This is a genomic window from Streptomyces sp. AM25, assembly GCF_058146165.1.
In genome coordinates, this window is record NZ_JBKIWN010000023.1 from 57,258 (window position 1) to 73,218 (window position 15,961).

At 70.7% G+C, this 15,961-nt stretch carries 13 protein-coding genes; 6 read left to right on the top strand and 7 right to left on the bottom strand.

Annotation, left to right across the window (positions count from 1 at the left end; all coding sequences use genetic code 11):
- Positions 1–76: 76 nt before the first annotated feature.
- Positions 77–940, top strand: coding sequence for an alpha/beta fold hydrolase (locus tag ACLHRZ_RS27940; protein WP_490421315.1), 864 nt, complete (start codon positions 77–79; stop codon positions 938–940).
- 80 nt (positions 941–1,020) lie between these two features.
- Here the strand turns inward: ACLHRZ_RS27940 and ACLHRZ_RS27945 are convergent, their stop codons facing one another.
- Positions 1,021–2,037: a YdcF family protein gene (locus ACLHRZ_RS27945; protein ID WP_490421316.1), complete on the bottom strand. Its 1,017-nt coding sequence runs from the start codon at positions 2,035–2,037 to the stop codon at positions 1,021–1,023.
- 224 nt (positions 2,038–2,261) lie between these two features.
- On the opposite strand from ACLHRZ_RS27945, the gene ACLHRZ_RS27950 reads away from it, so the two are divergent.
- Entirely contained in the window at positions 2,262–2,786 is a 525-nt protein-coding gene (locus ACLHRZ_RS27950) for a DUF6879 family protein (protein WP_490421317.1), read from the top strand.
- Positions 2,787–3,164: 378 nt separating this feature from the next.
- The gene (locus ACLHRZ_RS27955; RefSeq protein WP_490421342.1) at positions 3,165–3,962 is read left to right on the top strand and encodes an inositol monophosphatase family protein; all 798 of its coding nucleotides are present in this window, start codon (positions 3,165–3,167) and stop codon (positions 3,960–3,962) included.
- A 43-nt stretch (positions 3,963–4,005) separates the two neighbouring features.
- On the opposite strand, the gene ACLHRZ_RS27960 is transcribed toward ACLHRZ_RS27955, so the two are convergent.
- From ACLHRZ_RS27960 to ACLHRZ_RS27985, 6 genes are all read right to left on the bottom strand, one after another.
- Positions 4,006–5,007, bottom strand: coding sequence for a DMT family transporter (locus tag ACLHRZ_RS27960; protein ID WP_490421318.1), 1,002 nt, complete (start codon positions 5,005–5,007; stop codon positions 4,006–4,008).
- A gap of 20 nt (positions 5,008–5,027) precedes the next feature.
- The gene (locus ACLHRZ_RS27965) at positions 5,028–7,373 is read right to left on the bottom strand and encodes a penicillin acylase family protein (RefSeq protein WP_490421319.1); all 2,346 of its coding nucleotides are present in this window, start codon (positions 7,371–7,373) and stop codon (positions 5,028–5,030) included.
- Positions 7,370–8,845: a pyridoxal phosphate-dependent decarboxylase family protein gene (locus tag ACLHRZ_RS27970; RefSeq protein ID WP_490421320.1), complete on the bottom strand. Its 1,476-nt coding sequence runs from the start codon at positions 8,843–8,845 to the stop codon at positions 7,370–7,372. Before ACLHRZ_RS27970 ends, ACLHRZ_RS27965 begins: the two co-directional genes overlap by 4 nt.
- A 28-nt stretch (positions 8,846–8,873) precedes the next feature.
- A complete protein-coding gene (locus tag ACLHRZ_RS27975; RefSeq protein ID WP_490421321.1) occupies positions 8,874–10,679 on the bottom strand; it encodes an NAD(P)/FAD-dependent oxidoreductase in 1,806 nt (601 codons plus the stop codon).
- A 64-nt stretch (positions 10,680–10,743) separates the two neighbouring features.
- A complete protein-coding gene (locus tag ACLHRZ_RS27980) occupies positions 10,744–11,436 on the bottom strand; it encodes a GNAT family N-acetyltransferase (protein WP_490421322.1) in 693 nt (230 codons plus the stop codon).
- A complete protein-coding gene (locus ACLHRZ_RS27985) occupies positions 11,433–12,155 on the bottom strand; it encodes a gamma-glutamyl-gamma-aminobutyrate hydrolase family protein (protein WP_490421323.1) in 723 nt (240 codons plus the stop codon). The genes ACLHRZ_RS27980 and ACLHRZ_RS27985 overlap by 4 nt, the downstream gene beginning before the upstream one ends.
- A 380-nt stretch (positions 12,156–12,535) precedes the next feature.
- Between ACLHRZ_RS27985 and ACLHRZ_RS27990 the strand changes: the two genes are divergently transcribed.
- The 3 genes from ACLHRZ_RS27990 to ACLHRZ_RS28000 all read left to right on the top strand — a co-directional run bounded on the left by ACLHRZ_RS27990 (position 12,536) and on the right by ACLHRZ_RS28000 (position 15,927).
- Positions 12,536–13,582: a lysine-2,3-aminomutase-like protein gene (locus ACLHRZ_RS27990; protein WP_490421324.1), complete on the top strand. Its 1,047-nt coding sequence runs from the start codon at positions 12,536–12,538 to the stop codon at positions 13,580–13,582.
- A gap of 53 nt (positions 13,583–13,635) precedes the next feature.
- On the top strand, positions 13,636–14,895 hold the full coding sequence (locus ACLHRZ_RS27995) for a preATP grasp domain-containing protein (RefSeq protein WP_490421325.1): 1,260 nt from the start codon (positions 13,636–13,638) through the stop codon (positions 14,893–14,895).
- 141 nt (positions 14,896–15,036) lie between these two features.
- Complete coding sequence (locus tag ACLHRZ_RS28000) at positions 15,037–15,927, top strand: DMT family transporter (protein WP_490421326.1); 891 nt, start codon at positions 15,037–15,039, stop codon at positions 15,925–15,927.
- Positions 15,928–15,961: the final 34 nt, after the last annotated feature.

Genomic DNA, 15,961 nt, shown 5'->3' on the forward strand with positions numbered 1-15,961 from the left:
CAGTCGGACTAACGACACATCTGCGAACGGGAAATGGCCTCGCCGCGCGCCCGCACCGCCGGGTACCGTCGGCGGCGTGACGCCCCGATCGCTGCCGGAAGAGACCGCCATACCCACGGAGACCTTCATCCGGATCCGCGAACGCCGGTTCGCCTACCTGGACTTCGGGGGGCCCGGCCCCGTACTGCTCGCCCTGCACGGTCACTTCGGGCGTGGACGGATCTTCGCCCCGCTGGCCGCCGCCCTCGCCGGGCACTACCGCGTCGTCGCGCTCGACCAGCGCGGACACGGGCTGTCGGACAACGGCGGTGACGTCACACCCGACGCCTACGTCGCCGACGCCGCGGCCTTCCTGCAGGCCCTAGACCTCGCGCCCGCGGCGGTCCTGGGCCACTCCATGGGCGGCGCGATCGCCTTCCTGCTCGCCCACCGCCACCCCGAACTCGTTCCGGCGCTCGTGGTCGCCGACATGACCGTCCTCAACCAGGATCCGGAGACCCGGCCCGTCCTGGACGTCACCGCGTGGCCCCGGCGCGCCGGCTCCCGCCAGGCGCTCAAGAACGCCATCGAAGCGGACGGCATCCCCGACGCCTCGTACTTCCTCGACAGTGCGGTCCAACTCGCCGACGGCTGGGGGCTCCTCTTCGACACCGACGAGATGATGGCCTCCCAACGCGCGCTCACCGGCGACTTCTCCGCCCAGTGGGCGGCCTCCGCACAACCGGCCCTGCTCCTGCGCGGAGGCGACAGCTTCATTCTCTCCGCGGCCACGGCACAGCGCATGGCGGCCGTGCGGCCGAACACGCAACTGGTCGAACTGCCCGGCTGCGGGCACTGGCTCTACGCGGACGCGCCGGAGGCGTTCGCCGGGGAAGTCCGGTCGTTCCTGGACCGTTCAGGGCTGGGGGGACGGATACCGCGCGAGGGCATGAAGGCATGATGGAGGCGCGCATGCCGACCCTCCGGCCTCGCGAGGTGCGGTGATTGGCACGGCCGTAGTCCGGTCCAACCGCCGACCTGTCAGCGGCCCAGCAACCAGGCCATGGCGCCCAGCAGCGCGATGAGCCCGCAGACGGTGAAGTTGACCAGCTTGTGGTGGAGGAAGACCGCGACGAACTCGCGGATGGTCGCGCTCGGCCAGAAGTACGCGGCCGTCGGAGAGCCCACGACCTGGCCGTTGACCCCGGTCTTGCGGGCCATGAGCGCGGCCCGGAAGGCGTGGAAGTCGTTGGTGACGATGACGCACGAGTAGCCGGGTGCGGCCGCCGACATGATCGCCTTGCTGTACTGGAGGTTCTCCTCCGTGGTGCGGGAGCGGTCCTCGTGCTGGATGTGCTCGGCGGGAAAGCCGCGCTCGGTGAGGTAGTTCGCCATCGCGTGGGACTCTGACAGCTTCTCGTCCGGGCCCTGACCGCCGGAGGTGATGACGACGGGCGCCGTCCCGCGCGCCGCCTGCGCCTCGTACACCTTGCGCCCGCGCTCCAGCCGGCTGGCCAGCAGCGGGGGCACCCGCTCGCCGCCGAGCAGCCCGGATCCGAGCACCACCACGAAGTCGACGTCCCGGCGCGGCTGCATCCGCCCGTACAGGTACGCATAGCCGATGAAGCAGAAGAAGAGGAACGAGACGTAGGCGGCGATCAGCAGAAGGGTGCCGGTGGCGACGACCAGATCACGGGAGTGCGCGACGGCGGCCGCCACCATCAGCCCCATGAGCCCGAACACCCCGAGGCCGGCCAGGAACGAGAGCAGATTCGCCGGGCTGCGCCCCTCCTTGCGGATCATCTTGACGCCGTTGGCGACCAGGAACACCGGCAGGACGAAGGCACCGAGGAAGGGAATCAGCAGAATCCCGGCGAGCAGCCATTCCAGCGCGGGATGTCCGTGATCGCCGGCCCGGTCGGCCACCACCATTAGGGCGAACAGCAGGGATATGCAGGAGAGCCCGAAGTAGACGGCGTTGCTGAAGCGGCGACGGTCGCGCAGGACGCCGACTGCGAGGAGGACGAGGAAGAGGACTGCTGGTGCGTAGGCGATCACGCTCGCATCGTACGCAAGCGCAGGGGCGGGGCTCGGGGGTGATCACACGGAGGGGTGGTCGTCGTCGGCTCTGTCCGCCCGACCGCCGGCGGGCGGACGACGCTGATGCTTGGGGCCGACGCGCCCCATCACAACGCCGAGGCCCTCAGCCAGATGTGCGCCCGATTGCGAGACCTGCATCGAGGCCTCCAGGTCCTCGATCCTGGCCATACCGGAGGAGAACGGTGAACCTGATCACCAGCGCCGATCGCGACAAGCTCTTCGAGAGCTTTCACTGTGACGCCTTCCATCTGGAGCTGCGGGACGACTACGGGGCCCCGATCGAGGACCATCCGTACGCGCGGTGGCGGCGTGGGGAACCCGAAGACCACTCATGGCTCCAGCCCTGGATGACACTCATGAAGCGGGTGACCGGGAAGGGCAAGACGGTACGGCGGGTACGTGTCGTCACCGAACCGCACTCGCAGTACGTCAGGTGGGAGCACTCGCTGACACGGCTGAACATCGAAGCCGGCGAGGACATCCGCTGGCTTCCCCGACATCGCTTGCCCGAGGGGATGGCCCTCCCGATGTCCGGCAACGACTGGTGGTTGTACGACGGCCGGTTCCTGGCAGTCGGCCACTTCGACGCGGACGGCCGAGTCCTCGGCTCCGAGTTGGTCGAGGACCAGGCGACGGTTGAGGAATGCGTCCGGATTCGTGACCTGCTGTGGTCACTTGCCATCCCGCACGACGAGTATAAACTCTGACCTGCCGGTGAGCGACAGAGCACAAGATGCCTCAGTCCCATGCATTGAAGATCACCCCGCCCAGTGTGGTGACGCCGAAGAAGTCGATCTGATACCTCTCGGCGCGAGAAAACGTCGACGTGTCCAAAGCAGACAGAGGCGTGGCGAGTTGCTCAGCGCTCAGCACGGAGAAACCCGCAGCAGTGAAGGGATGCGACCATGACGGCGGCGGGATGAATTCGCCCTCCCCGTACCATTGCCGCCGCTCACGTGCGAAGGCGATCCACGGATGGTGGGCGTGGCACAGGACGACGCTTTCCTCGGTGTGGAGGATGACCGACGCGCTGTGGAACGTCCGGGGGTACCGCTGTTGCTCGACATCGCCCGCCCGGCCTCCGGCTGCTCGCGCGGCCGGCGCGTGCCGGCGCGGAGGCCGTGCGCGCCAGGTACGGGCAGCGGCTTGCCCGTATCGACAAGGGGGCCGGGGACTTCGCCACTGACGCCGATGTGGCAGCCGAGGACGCGATCCTCGGTGTCATCCGTGCTGCGCGGCCCGAGGATGCCGTCCGCGGTGAGGAGGGCGGGCAGCGGGGTGCGGCCGACTCGGTGCGACAGTGGTTGGTGGACCCCCTGTGCGGCACGCTCAACTACACGGCCCGCAACATGTTGGTGGCCGTCAACGTGGCACTGCGCAACGGTCCGGCGGCGGTGGCAGATCCGTTCAGTGGTGAGGTCTTTTTCACCGACGGTAAGACTGCTTGGATTCGGCATGACGAACGTGACACGCAGCTGGTGCCCACGGCGGCCACCCGGCTGGTGGACGTGAACCTCGATCCGCCCTTTCCGAATGCGCCCGGATTCAGGGCTGTTGGCTTGCTCGCCCACTCCGGGTTCGTCGGACGGTTCCGGCCACGGGTCGTGTCCACGACGCTGGCCCTGGCCTGGGTTGCGGCCGGAAGACGCGCCGCCTACGTCACCGGCGGCGGCCACCTGGCCGAGAGCGTGCACTTCGCCGCCGGTATCGCCTTGTGCCGGGCCGCCGGCTGCGTCGTGACCGGAATCGACGGCGCACCGATCGGGCAGGCGGGCCGGGGGCTTGTGGTGGCCGCGGACGCCGAGACTCATGGGCTGTTGCTCTCGATGATCCGCAACCGAGGCGAAGCCGCCCAGGACTGTGAGCCGCAAAAGACGCACTGATCACGCTGGCCAACTGAAACGGTCGGATGCCGGCCCCGGGCCATCACGGCCTCACATCCTCCCGTGAGCCCACCCGCCCCGCGGCCTCCCCACCCGTGCCACCCCGCACCACCGCCCTGTTGAACAAATACGACCCCACCAGAACCCCGACGATCACCAGCACCCCGCCCCACAATTCGTGGGACGTCGGCCCCCTCCCCTCCCACACCAGATTGAACGCCGCGCCGAACACCGCCTCCATCCCGATGACCGGACCCATCACAGTGGCCGGCAGCAGCCTCGAAGCGATGTTCCAGAACCAGGTCGCGCACCAGGAGCCCAGCACCGCCAGTGCCGCGCACCAGAGCAGGAACGGCCACAGGGTGCCGGTGTCCGAGAAGGGGGACGGGCCCGACGCGGTGCGGGCCAGGGGGATCAGGAACAGGGCGGCGCCGAAGGCTCCGAGGCCGATGCAGGCCGTCCACGTCGTGTTGTCGATCGTGAACCTCGCGCGCTTGAGGACCATGCGGTTCGCGACGACAAAGTAGGACCAGGCCACGCTCGCCGCGAAGCCCAGCGCAGCGCCCGTCAGCAGGTCGCGTTCGCTGCCCGACCGCAGGGCGGTCGCGCCGGAGTTCACCAGAAGCAGCCCCGCGGAGATCATCGCGACCGGGAGCAGCAGCCTGCGCCACTCCAGTACCTTCTCCAGCGCGTTCGAGGCCAGCGTGACCAGCAGCGGGATCAGCCCCGTCAGCGTGGAGGCGAGCACCCCGCCGCCGATCGACGAGGACATCGACAGCAACAGGTAGAAGCCGATGTAGCCTACGACGCCCAGGTGGAGGGCCGTCAGTACGGAGCGCACGCCCAGTTCGCGGAGGCTGCTGCGGCGCGTGAGCAGTACGGCTGCGGACATGAGTCCGAACACCGTGTACCGGCCCACCACCAGGTAGTAGACGTTCACCGGGGCGACGGCGGCCGGCCCGAGGAACGTGAAGCCCCACAGGGCTGTTGCCGCGAGCGCCGATGACAGCCCCACGGCGAGCGAGCGGGGCGCCAAGACGGTCATGAGTGAACCTCTTCCCCAGGTCAGCCGTGCGCCTGCGCCACCGGGGTGAGGACGGTACGGGTGCGGGTGTGCGCCTCGACTGCTTTCCTGCTGTAGTGGAGCGGGAACGACCGGTCCTCGCTCCAGTCCGGATACAGATCATCCCAGTGTGGATCACCCGGACGCCCGGACTGGCCGGGGCTGTTCATCGCGCGCGAGTCGTCCCAGCCTCCGACGTCCACCACGATGCGGAAGCTCGCCCCCTCGTCCTGGGCGAAGTCCCGGTCGTAGACCGTACTCATCACCGTGTCCCCGCTCCCCCCGCGTTCGCGGCGCGGCAGCCGCACACCGAGGCGGTCCGCCAGCGGGTGTACCGGGGCGGCGTGGTGCAGGGCTCCCCAGCGCCACCGGCCCGGGTCGTCCCCCAGCAGTTCACCCACCTCCAGCAGGGCGTCCCGCAGTGAGCGGGTCAGCAACGGATCCAACGTGCCGCGGTCGTTGCCCAGAGCCTGCAACAGCGCGATGTCCGTCCGGACGTCGACGCCCACGACCTCGTCGGCCAGCAGCCTGCGCATCGCCTCCGGCACCAGCTCCGGAGCGACGAGCGCGGACAGCGCGTGGCGCAGCAGTGCAGGGCGCAGATGGCGGCGCGACCACACCTGGTAGAACGCCGCCGCGGCGGAATCGACCGTCTCATCCCCATCCCACGAGCGCAACAGTCCGACCGCGCCCGCGACTTCCGCCCCCGCCCCGTAGCCGTCCAGTGCGGCGAGCACCTGGCGGGCGGTGAGGTTCACCGTGTCGCTCTGCAGGCGCAGGCAGTCCTCCACGGTCACGGACGTCGCGTCACGCAAGACCTCGGCGATGCGGTCGTGACGGAAGCGGTGGTCCCAGTCGAAGGCGACCGGGCACCGGTCGTGCGGGAAGTCCTCGGGCAGGTTCATCTCGTTGGCGCTGGCGAACCAGCCCTCCGCGGGGTTCCGCACGGACGGCAGCCCCGCCGGGTCGAGGTGGCCCGACCATTCGTACCGTCCGTCGCCGGGGACCGGGAGCGTGCCGTCCCAGCCCCTCCGCACGGGGACGCGTCCGGCGGGGCGCCAGCCGATGGTGCCGTCCGGGGTCGCGTACACCACGTTCTCGCCGGGGGTTCCCCAGCGGTCGAGCGCGTCGACGAACTGGTCGGCGGTGCGGGCCCGGAGACATTCCAGGCTGCCGAGGTACGGCGCGGTGCCGGGCTCCAGCCATGCGGCCCGGACGGCAAAGGCGGTGTGCCGGTCCGGGTCGGTGTGGACGACCGGCCCGTGCCGGGTGAAGCGCAGTTCCACGTCGATCGGTTCGCCGCCCGCCACGTCGACGGTCTCCCGGACGATCCGCATCGGCTCCCAGCGGCCGGCGTAGCGGTACTCGTCGGGTGCGTCGGGGTTGGTCTCGTAGACGTAGAGGTCCTCCTGGTCGATCGCGAAGATCGTCACCCCGAAGGCGACGTGTCCGTTGTGCCCGATCGACAGACCCGGCAGTACGGGTTCGCCGGCGCCGATGGCGTCCAGGCCCGGTGCCGAGAGGTGGACGAGGTAGCGGAGCGAGGGCACGGTGATCGCGCGGTGCGGGTCGTTGGCGAGCAACGGCCGCCCGGTGGCGGTCCGTTCCGGGCCGATCACCCAGTTGTTGCTGCCTTCCGGCCGGGTGTGCAAAAGGCTGCTTCCGGTGAAGTCGACCGGTGCCGTCGCCAGCCGGTAGTCGGTGAGGACGTCGTCGGGGATCAGGGTCAGGTCGAGCCCCTCGGGGACGTGCAAGGGACGCCACGGCTCCCGGATCCGGCGCAGTTCCTCCACCGCGGGGCCGAAGTCGCGCAGGGTGAGGGCGCGGGCGACCTCCTGCTCGACGTTGCCGAACAGGCCGTGGCTGCGGATGACGGCGACGTCCCGCGGCTCCCACCGCGCCGGCCGGTACCCGAGTTCCCGGAACTCGGCCGGCAGCAGTTCGGGCCGCTTCTCGCACAGTTCCACGAACGCGTTGATGCCGTCGGTGAACGCGCGGGCCACGCGCCGGGTCGCCGGGCCGTACGCCGACCATTCGGTGCGCATGTCGCCCCGGTGGAGGAAGAGCCGTGCCGCCCGGTCGCGGGCCACGAACCGCTCGCCGAAGACCTCGGACAGCCGGCCGAGACCGCGCCGGCGCCACAGGTCCAGCTGGAACAGCCGGTCCCGGGCGGCCTGGAAGCCCTGCGCGCGGAACAGGTCGTCCTCGGAGCGTGCGTACAGGTGCGGTACGCCGTGGTCGTCGACCAGGATCTCCACCGGCTCCGCCAGACCCGGGACCGGGTACTCCTCGTACTCCCCGTGCTCCCCGTGCTCCCTCTGCTCCCCGTATTCCTCGTCGGGCTTCATCCCGGTTCCCCAGCCTGCAGCGCGGCGCCGATCGACACCACCTGCTGAACGAGGAAGTCGAAGTCCGGCAACGTCGAGCGGTGGTTGGTGTCGGCCACGCGGATCACGAACCTCCCGTCGAGCACCGTGTGCGAGGGCATGGCCAGGCCCTCGGTCTGCAGCCGGGACAGGACGGCCCGGTTGACGCGGTCGAGGGCCTCGGGGGCGGCGCCCGGCCAGACGTAACGGAAGCACACCACGTTGAGGTCGCTGCGCGAGACGAGTTCGAGGCGGTCGTCGGCGTCGACGAGCTGCGCCAGGTGGGCGGCCTGGGCGATGTTGTCCTCGATGGCCCGGGCGAAGGCGTCGATGCCGTGGGTCTTGAGCGCGAACCACACCTTCAACGCCCGGAAGCGCCGGGACTGTTCGATGCCGCGGTCGGCGAAGGACAACGGGTAGGACGCAGGTCCCCCGTCCGTCGTGCTGATGTAGTCCGCGTGCGCGGCGAAGGCGGCCTCCAGCACCCCGGCCTGCCGGGTGAGGACGCAGCTGACGTCGAACGGCATGTACAGCCACTTGTGCAGGTCGAAGACGAGGGAGTCGGCCTCGGTCAGTCCGGCGAGCAGGGTGCGGTGGGACGGCAGGAGCTGTGCGAAGGCGCCGAAGGCGCCGTCGACGTGGAACCAGAGGTTCTCCTCCCGGGCGACCCCCAGCAGTTCGTCCAGCGGGTCGACGGCCCCGGTGTTGACGGTGCCCGCGTTCCCGACCACGCACAGGGGGTGCAGCCCCGCGTCCCGGTCCGCACGGATCGCGGCCCGCAGGGCACGGACGTCGACGCGGCAGGCGCGGTCCACCGGGATCTGCCGGAAGAAGCGGCTGCCGATGCCGAGGAGTTCGACCGCCTTTTCGAGGGAGTGGTGCGTCTCCGTGGATCCGTAGACGGTGAGCTGTGCGCCGCCGGCGACGGCGCCGTCGCGCCGGATGTCCGCGGCCGGTCCTTTCGCCTGGCGCGCGGCGGCAAGGGCGGTGATCTGTCCCGTGGACGCGCCGCTCGTCAGCAGCCCGGAGCCGTCGGCGGGCCAGTGCAGGGCCTCCTGGAGCCAGCAGATCACCTGCTGTTCGAGCATCATCGCCGCGTTCTCGCCCGAGCCGAGCGTGCAGTTGATGAGCGAGGCGAGGAAGTCGCCGTAGGCGGCGACGGGCACGCCCGACCCGTTGACCCAGCCCCAGAAGCGGGGGTGGATGTTGCCGCGGGGGAACGGCAGGACGGTGGCCCGGAATTCGTCGTACACCTCGTCCATCGGGGTGCCGGTGCGCGGCAGTCCGGTGCCGAGGGCGGCGCGCACCGTGTCGGGGACCGGCTGCCACACGGGCCGGTCGCGGAGGCCGGACAGGTAGTCGGCCATGTCGTCGACGATGCGTTTGCCGAGGGCGCGGAACTCCTCCCAGTCGGCGGGGTCGAGCGGGGCGGGGTCTTCGGGGTGCCGGTCCATGTCGCAGTCCTCGTCTCCGGGTGCGTTGTCAGTTGCCCGCGACCAGGGGCAGCGAGGCGGCCGGTACCGGGGGTTCCTTGTCCGTCATGAAGGCGGAGAAGCGTTCGGGGTGATAGAGCGCGTGCATCGGGTGCGGTGTGCCGTGCAGCGAAGCCAGCACGGCGCCGGCGATGGCGGGGGCCTGGGCGAACCCGCCGGTGTTGTGGCCGCCGTTGATGATGAACAGGCGCGCCCCGGACGTCACCTCCGCGTGGTAGAGGCCGAGGGAGGTCGCGGTCCAGGGGCGTATGCAGTACTTGAACGCGTAGTTGTCGTCGGGCCGGGACGAGGCCCGGAGCGCGGCGCGGCCCGGGAAGATCTGCCCGATCGTGTCGAGGATGCCGAGGCGGACGGCGGTGAGCTCGTGCTCGTCCGGCTCGGTGGCGGCCCCGGTGTATCCGTAGCCGGAGCCCACGATGAGGATCTCCTGGCCGTCGGCGTCCAGCCCCACGGTCACGTTCGCGTCCTCGGTCACGTGGCCGCGGCGCCCTATCTTGAGCGAGTTCGCGAGGCGCGTGGCCCGGTTGCTGATCCGCATCCAGCCGCCGAGCACTCCGTGGATCTTCCCCTCGCACGGCGTTCCCCGCAGCAGTTCCGGGCCGTACACCCCCGGCGACGCGACGACGTGCGCGGTGCGGGGGACGGGTACGCCGCAGTCGAACCCGGTGACCGTGCCGGAGGCGTCGCGCCGGACCCTCGTCACCTCGGTGTCCCAGTGGAGGCGGACGCCCCGGTGTCCGAGCCAGTCGACGATGCACCGGGTGAACTTGTGCACGTTGAGGGTGAACCCGGGCACGAGGAGCCCTCCGGCCAGGGTCCCCTCGCGCACCGGGCGGGCCAGTGCCGGGTGGTCGCGCGCCAGCTCCGCGGGCGGGAGTTCGCGCAGGACGGCGCCGATGGCGCGGTGCCGGGCCAGCGCCGCCCGGAGGTGGCCGGGGTCCGTGTACACGCGCAGGATGCCGTCGGCGAGGACGACGTCCTCGAAGAGTTCGGGACGGCGCTGCCGCAGCCGGCCCCACTCCCCCGCCGCCTCGGCGCTGAGGGAGAAGATGTCCTCGTTGTAGGTGCGGGCCAGCCAGGACGGGACGCGCTCGAACTCCTCGATCCAGCGGCGCTCTTCGCCGGAGAGGGACTGCGGGTCGCGGGCCAGCCAGCCGTTGCGCTCGACCGGCCGCCGGAAGAGGTCCGGTGCGGTGCCGTAGAAGTCCTGGTCGTGGTAGTCGTCCATCTCGGTGAACGTGAACATGCGCGCGTCGTCGCCGGCGTGGCTGCAGCCGTACGCGTTCCACGGGGCGGTGCCGGGTGCCGGGGACCTGTCGAGCACGGTCACGCGGAAGCCGTCCTCGGTGAGGCGGACGGCCGTGACCAGGTTGACGATGCCGGCGCCGATCAGGACGACGTCGCGGTTCCCGGCACCGGCCGGCGCGGGGAGCGGCTGCGCCGGGCGGGCGAACGCGAAGTGCCGCTCGCAGTGGCCGAGCGCCGTGGCGATCGCCTCCAGGCTGCTGCCGTCGTGCCGGGACTCGGCGATGTCCGGCGCTCTGGGGGACGGCTGCGCGCAACCGGTCGCGTACGACAGGAACTTGGCTCCGGGGACGTCCTGCGACCAGCGCCGCAGCACCTCTTCGCCGGGCCGCCGCGATGTGATCAGTCCGGCGGCCCCGTGCAGGACGAGGGCGTCGGTCAGCTGCTCACCGGGGGCGGTGTCCAGTGAGGGGTCGTGCACGATGTTTCCGGACCGCAGGAAGTCCGTTGCCTCCAGGCCGGCGTTGGCGAGAGTGAGCAGAATCTTCATCACGCTTGAGATTCCTGTTCTGGGATGGGGCGTTGCGGGGCCTGCGCTGCCCCGTGGGACACCGCTAGTACCGCGTATCGCCGAACGGCGGAGGCCGCCGGTGCAGGCGCAGCCGTGCGGGGCCCGGCCCGGCGAGGTCGGTGCCGGCACCGGTCCAGCCGTCCCGGAAGGCCTCCTCCAGAGCGCCGGTGTCCGGGAACGGGACGGTCCGCTCCGGCGTGCCGGCGGGTGCGGCGGGCCAGCCCTGCGGGCTGGGCCGGTACAGCAGGAAGCGCAGTTTGCCGCCGAACTTCCGGACCAGGCCGATGGGTTGGAATCCGGCTTCCGACAGGGTGCGCACGCCGTGCGGGTTGAGCGGCGAGCTGGTGGCGAACAGGTGCCGGATGCCGGTGTCCGCCGCCACGTCGGCCAGGGCGCGGACGTTCATGAGCCGGGCGAGTCCGTGTCCGCGCCGGCCGGGCAGCACCGCGACGGTGTCCCAGTGGCCGACGGCGGCGTGCTCGTCCGGTGGCAGAGCGCTGTCCTTCGCCAGGTTGAACGGGCGGTCGCGGGGAAAGTAGACGATCCGGTAGGCCACCGTCTCGCCGTGGTGGGTCACGCCGTAGCAACGGCCGCCGTCGGCCAGGCAGTAGGCGATGAACTCGGGCGTGCTGGTCTGGAAGACGCCGGGGTCGGGCAGGGCGGCGGCGATGCGTTCCTGCAGGCCGAGCAGAAGTTCCAGGTCCCCGGGGCCGAGCCGGTGGACGTCGAAGGTCATGGGCCGGCCGCCGCGGAGACGAAGGCCGCGATCAGGGGGTCGGGCCCGGTGTCGCCCTCGTCCGCGGGGAGTTCGGGATGCCACAGGACGCCCACGGTCCACTCCGGGCCCTCCCGCTCGACCGCCTCGGCGAAGGAGTCGTCCGACCGGGCCGTCACCCGCCACCGGACGGCGCCGCCCGGGGTCTGCTCGCCGAGCCCTTGGTGGTGGTAGGAGGTCACCTTCAGCGGCCGGTCCCCGTAGGCGTCCGCGACTTTGGTGCCCGCGACGGGGGTGACGCAGTGCCGGGAGGGTTCCGTGAGCGACGTCCGGTGCGCGACGAGCCCCTCGTTGACGTCCGGGAGGTGGGGTATCAGCGGATTTCCGGTGACGGTGTGGAGAATCTGGGCGCCGCGGCAGATGCCGAGCGTCGGCAGCCCCCGGTCGAGCGCCGACCGGGCCAGCACGATCTCGAATCGGTCACGTTCCGGCTGGTAGCGATATCCGGGCTGTCTGGTGGTGCCCGTGCAGTACGCGGGGTCGATGTCCTCGCCCCCGGTGAGCAACAGCCCGTCGATGACGGAAAGATAGGGTTCGCAGAGTTCTTCGGCAAGACAGGGTATGACCACCGGCAACCCGCCTGCACGGGCCACCTGCTCGACATATCCGCGGTGAATGCTGTGGCTCTGTATGGCTTCGCGAAAGCGTGACGTAACCCCGATGCGGGGCCTCATGCACATGTACCCAACTCCTCGAATTCGAGCACGCAATGGGTATCGTCATGTGACCGGACCGCACGCTAACCGACCCTTCACGGGTCGCGCAAGATCCCCACGATGAACACTCCCCGTCACCAACACACCTGTTTTGTCAGGGCGTTGACAACGGCCGAGCAGGGACTCACCATTATCGGCGTCCGGCGATCAAGGGCGCTCGTGCATCGCGCCCGAATGCGACAACGCGGCCGGTGCCGGAGGAGTTTCCTCCGTTCTCCATGACAACCTCACACCCGCCCCGTATTTCCGCAGCACCGGCCGGAGGCGGAGATTCCTGCGCCCTCGATCCATACAGGCCGCCCATTGCATATGCGCAATGGCGCCGACGGGAGAGGTACTGACACGTGACTGGCCGATCCGTCCGCACGCCGAAAGACCTGCTGGCCAACAAACTGATCGACGAGACCGACCTGCCGGAGATCGCCGATGTCGCCCGGCGCTACGCCGTGAGCATCACACCGGCCATGCAGGACCGCATCTTCGAGACGGACGATCCGGTGGGCAGGCAGTTCGTCCCCACCGGACGGGAACTGGTCGTCACCCCGGAGGAGAGCGACGACCCCATCGGAGACGACCCCTTCACCCCCGTGAAGGGCATCACCCACCGCTACCCGGACCGGGTGCTGTTCAAGCCGGTGCACGTCTGCCCCGTCTACTGCCGCTTCTGCTTCCGGCGTGAAGTCGTCGGCCCCGGCGACCAGATGCTCCGGGACGACCGCCTGGAGGCGGCCCTCGACTACATACGGGCGCACCCCGAGGTGTGGGAGGTCATCTTCACCGGCGGCGACCCGCTCGTCATCGCACCCGTCAAGCTGCGTCCCATGCTGGAAGCGCTCGACGCCATCGAGCACGTGAAGGTCATCCGCTTCCACACCCGGGTACCGGTGGTGGACCCACGCCGGGTGACGGCGGAGCTGGTCGAGTCGCTGCGGCTCACGACGCCGGTGTGGGTCGTCGTGCACACCAACCACAGCCAGGAGATCGGCGACGACGCCCGCGCGGCGCTCGGCCGGCTCGTGGACGCCGGCATCCCGCTCGTCAGCCAGACCGTGCTGCTCAAGGGGGTGAACGACACCCCCGAGGCGCTGGAGGAGCTGTTCCGCACCCTGATCGTGAACCGCGTCAAGCCCTATTACCTGCACCAGGGCGACCTGGCCAAGGGCACCGGCCACTTCAGGACCACGATCGGCGAGGGGCAGGAGCTGATGCGCCGCCTGCGCGGCCGGGTGTCCGGCATGTGCCAGCCCACCTACGTCCTGGACATCCCCGGCGGGCACGGCAAGGTGCCCATCGGGCCGGTGTACTTGACGGAGGACGCCGCCCGGGTCACCGACCCGTGGGGCGAGGAGCATGTGTACCCCCCGAAGTCCGCCGGAGGACAGGCCGGATGAGCACGAGGATGAGCACGAGCCCGATGAGTACGGGCCTGATGAGTACGAGCCCGATGAGTACGAGAAGACCGAGCCGCACGATTCTCGCGAACATCAACAGCGACACCATGGCCGAGCACCCCACGGACCGCTATCTGCGGGCGATGGCGCTGCCCACGCCCCGCATGCTGTGGGAGGCGGAACCGGGCGACTGCGTGGTGATGCTGGCCCCGTGCCCGCAGCACTTCCGCGACTACGTGGCACACACCGTCGGCCTGGACGTGGCGCAGGTCGACATCGTCGCGCCTGCGGAGACCGCCGCCGTCCATGCGCTCGACGTCGCCGACGCGCTCGGCGCGACCGGCCGCCTCGCCGGACGGCCCGTGCTGGAACCCTTCGCCCTGGACCGCCCGGTCCTGGAGTTCGCCCGCCGGACCGGGGTGCAGCTGTATCCGTACTCCGCCCACCCCGGCGACTCCGTCCTGGACACCGTCCGCCGCGTCAACACCAAGAGCGGCATCCGGGAGACGGTGGCCGCCCTGGGACTCCCGGTCGCGGACGGCGGCTCCGCCGCCACCCGGGCCGAACTCGTGGAGAAACTCGTCGCGTTCCTCTCCCGCCACTCCGCGGCGATCGTCAAGACCGACCGGTCCTCGACCGGCTTCGGCAATCTGGTGATCGAGGCCGGCGCCCGGGAGTCCCGGGCCCGGCGCATCCAGGAGGCCCTGGGCGACGGGCCGGACCCCGCCTGCGGCTGGACCTACGAGGAGTACCTGCCCCTCACCGCCTCCCCGAGCATGGAGATGCTCTGCGAGGACGCCGGTGTCACCGAGTACTACAGCTGCGACCAGCGGACGGTGAACAACGCGTGGACGGGCATGGTGGCTCCCGCGGCCGAGGGCCCCTGGCACGGTGAGCTGCGCAGGGCCGCCCTGCTGATCGGCGACTGGCTGCACGCCCGGGGCTACCGTGGCATCTTCGACGTCGACTGCGGTACGTACGACGGCGGTTATGTGATCACCGAGGCCAACGTGCGCGTCACGGGCGGTACGTACCTGGAGAAGCTGGCGCGCCGGCTGCGCCCCGGTGCCGCGCCCGTGCACTGGCGGGCGGACAGCCGGCCCGGCGGACCGGGCCCCGGCTTCGCCGAGATGCTGCGGCGCATCGAGGCCGCGGGCCTCGCCGACGCGGCCGCCCCGGCCCGCACCGTCCTCACCGCGGACACCCGGGAGACCGACGGGAAGTGGCGCTACCTGGTGGTGGGCCGGGACGCCGGGTCGGTCGCGGCGGCCGAGCGGGAGACGGAGGCGCTGCTCGGCCTCGGCCCCGGGTGATCCTGGTGATCCGCCCAACGTCCCGGTGTCCGGCGCCACATGACCGGATTGCGCATGGACGCGCCGGCCGCCGCCCCGTGATCATTGCCGCCCGGCAGGCACCGCGGCCGCCGGCGCTCCCCGACCAGAACGGCCTTCCGCATGAACGTCGTCACCCGCCAGCGCGGCGGAATCCTGCCGCTGACCATCGCCTCGGTCCTCTGGGGCGTGTGGACCACGGCCGAGAAGTACTCGCTGTCCGGCCTGCCCGTGATGACCGTCCTCGGCGTCTCCCTGGCCGCCGCCACCGCCCTGCTGTGGGCGGCCCTGCTCAACAAGGGCCACCAGCGGCCCAACCGCGCCCAGTTGAGACTGCTGGCCGTGCTGGGGCTGCTCGAACCCATGCTGGGGTACGCCGCGATCAGCATGGGCCTGGTGCACATCGAGGCGACCCAGGGCGCCCTGCTGTCCGGCACCGAGTCCTGCTTCGTGGTGGCGCTGGCGGCGATCGTCAGCCGTCGCCTCCCCACGGCCCGGGGCATCACGGGCGTGCTGCTGGCCACGGCCGGGGTGGCCCTGCTCAGCGGCGCACACGCGGCGCTCGGGCTGACGGCGGGGGATCTGATGGTCCTCTTCGGCTCGCTGGCCGCGGCCACCGCCACCATCGTCGCGGGACGCGCCGTACTGGACCTGGAGCCCCTGGTGGTGACGGCCTATCAATTCACTTTCGGTTTCCTGTTCACCCTGCCGTTGCTGGCCTGGCAGTGGGCGGTGAACGGCGGCGACAGCACCGCGGCGGCCCGGCCGGGGCACTGGGTCGTGGTCGTCCTCGTCTGCGGCGGCGGCCTGGCTGCGGCCTTCCTGCTGTTCAACCATGCGATCACCCGGGTCTCGGTGCCGACCGCGGGCGTCATCCTCAACATCATCCCGCTGTTCGGCCTGCTGGCCGCGACCCTGCTGCTGGGCGAGAGCGTCAACCTCTGGCAGTGCTTCGGGGCCGTGCTGATCCTGGGGGGAATCTTCCTGTTCACGGAGTCGGACGTGGAGGGGTGAGGCCCGGCGCCGGGGAACGGTACGTTCGTACCGT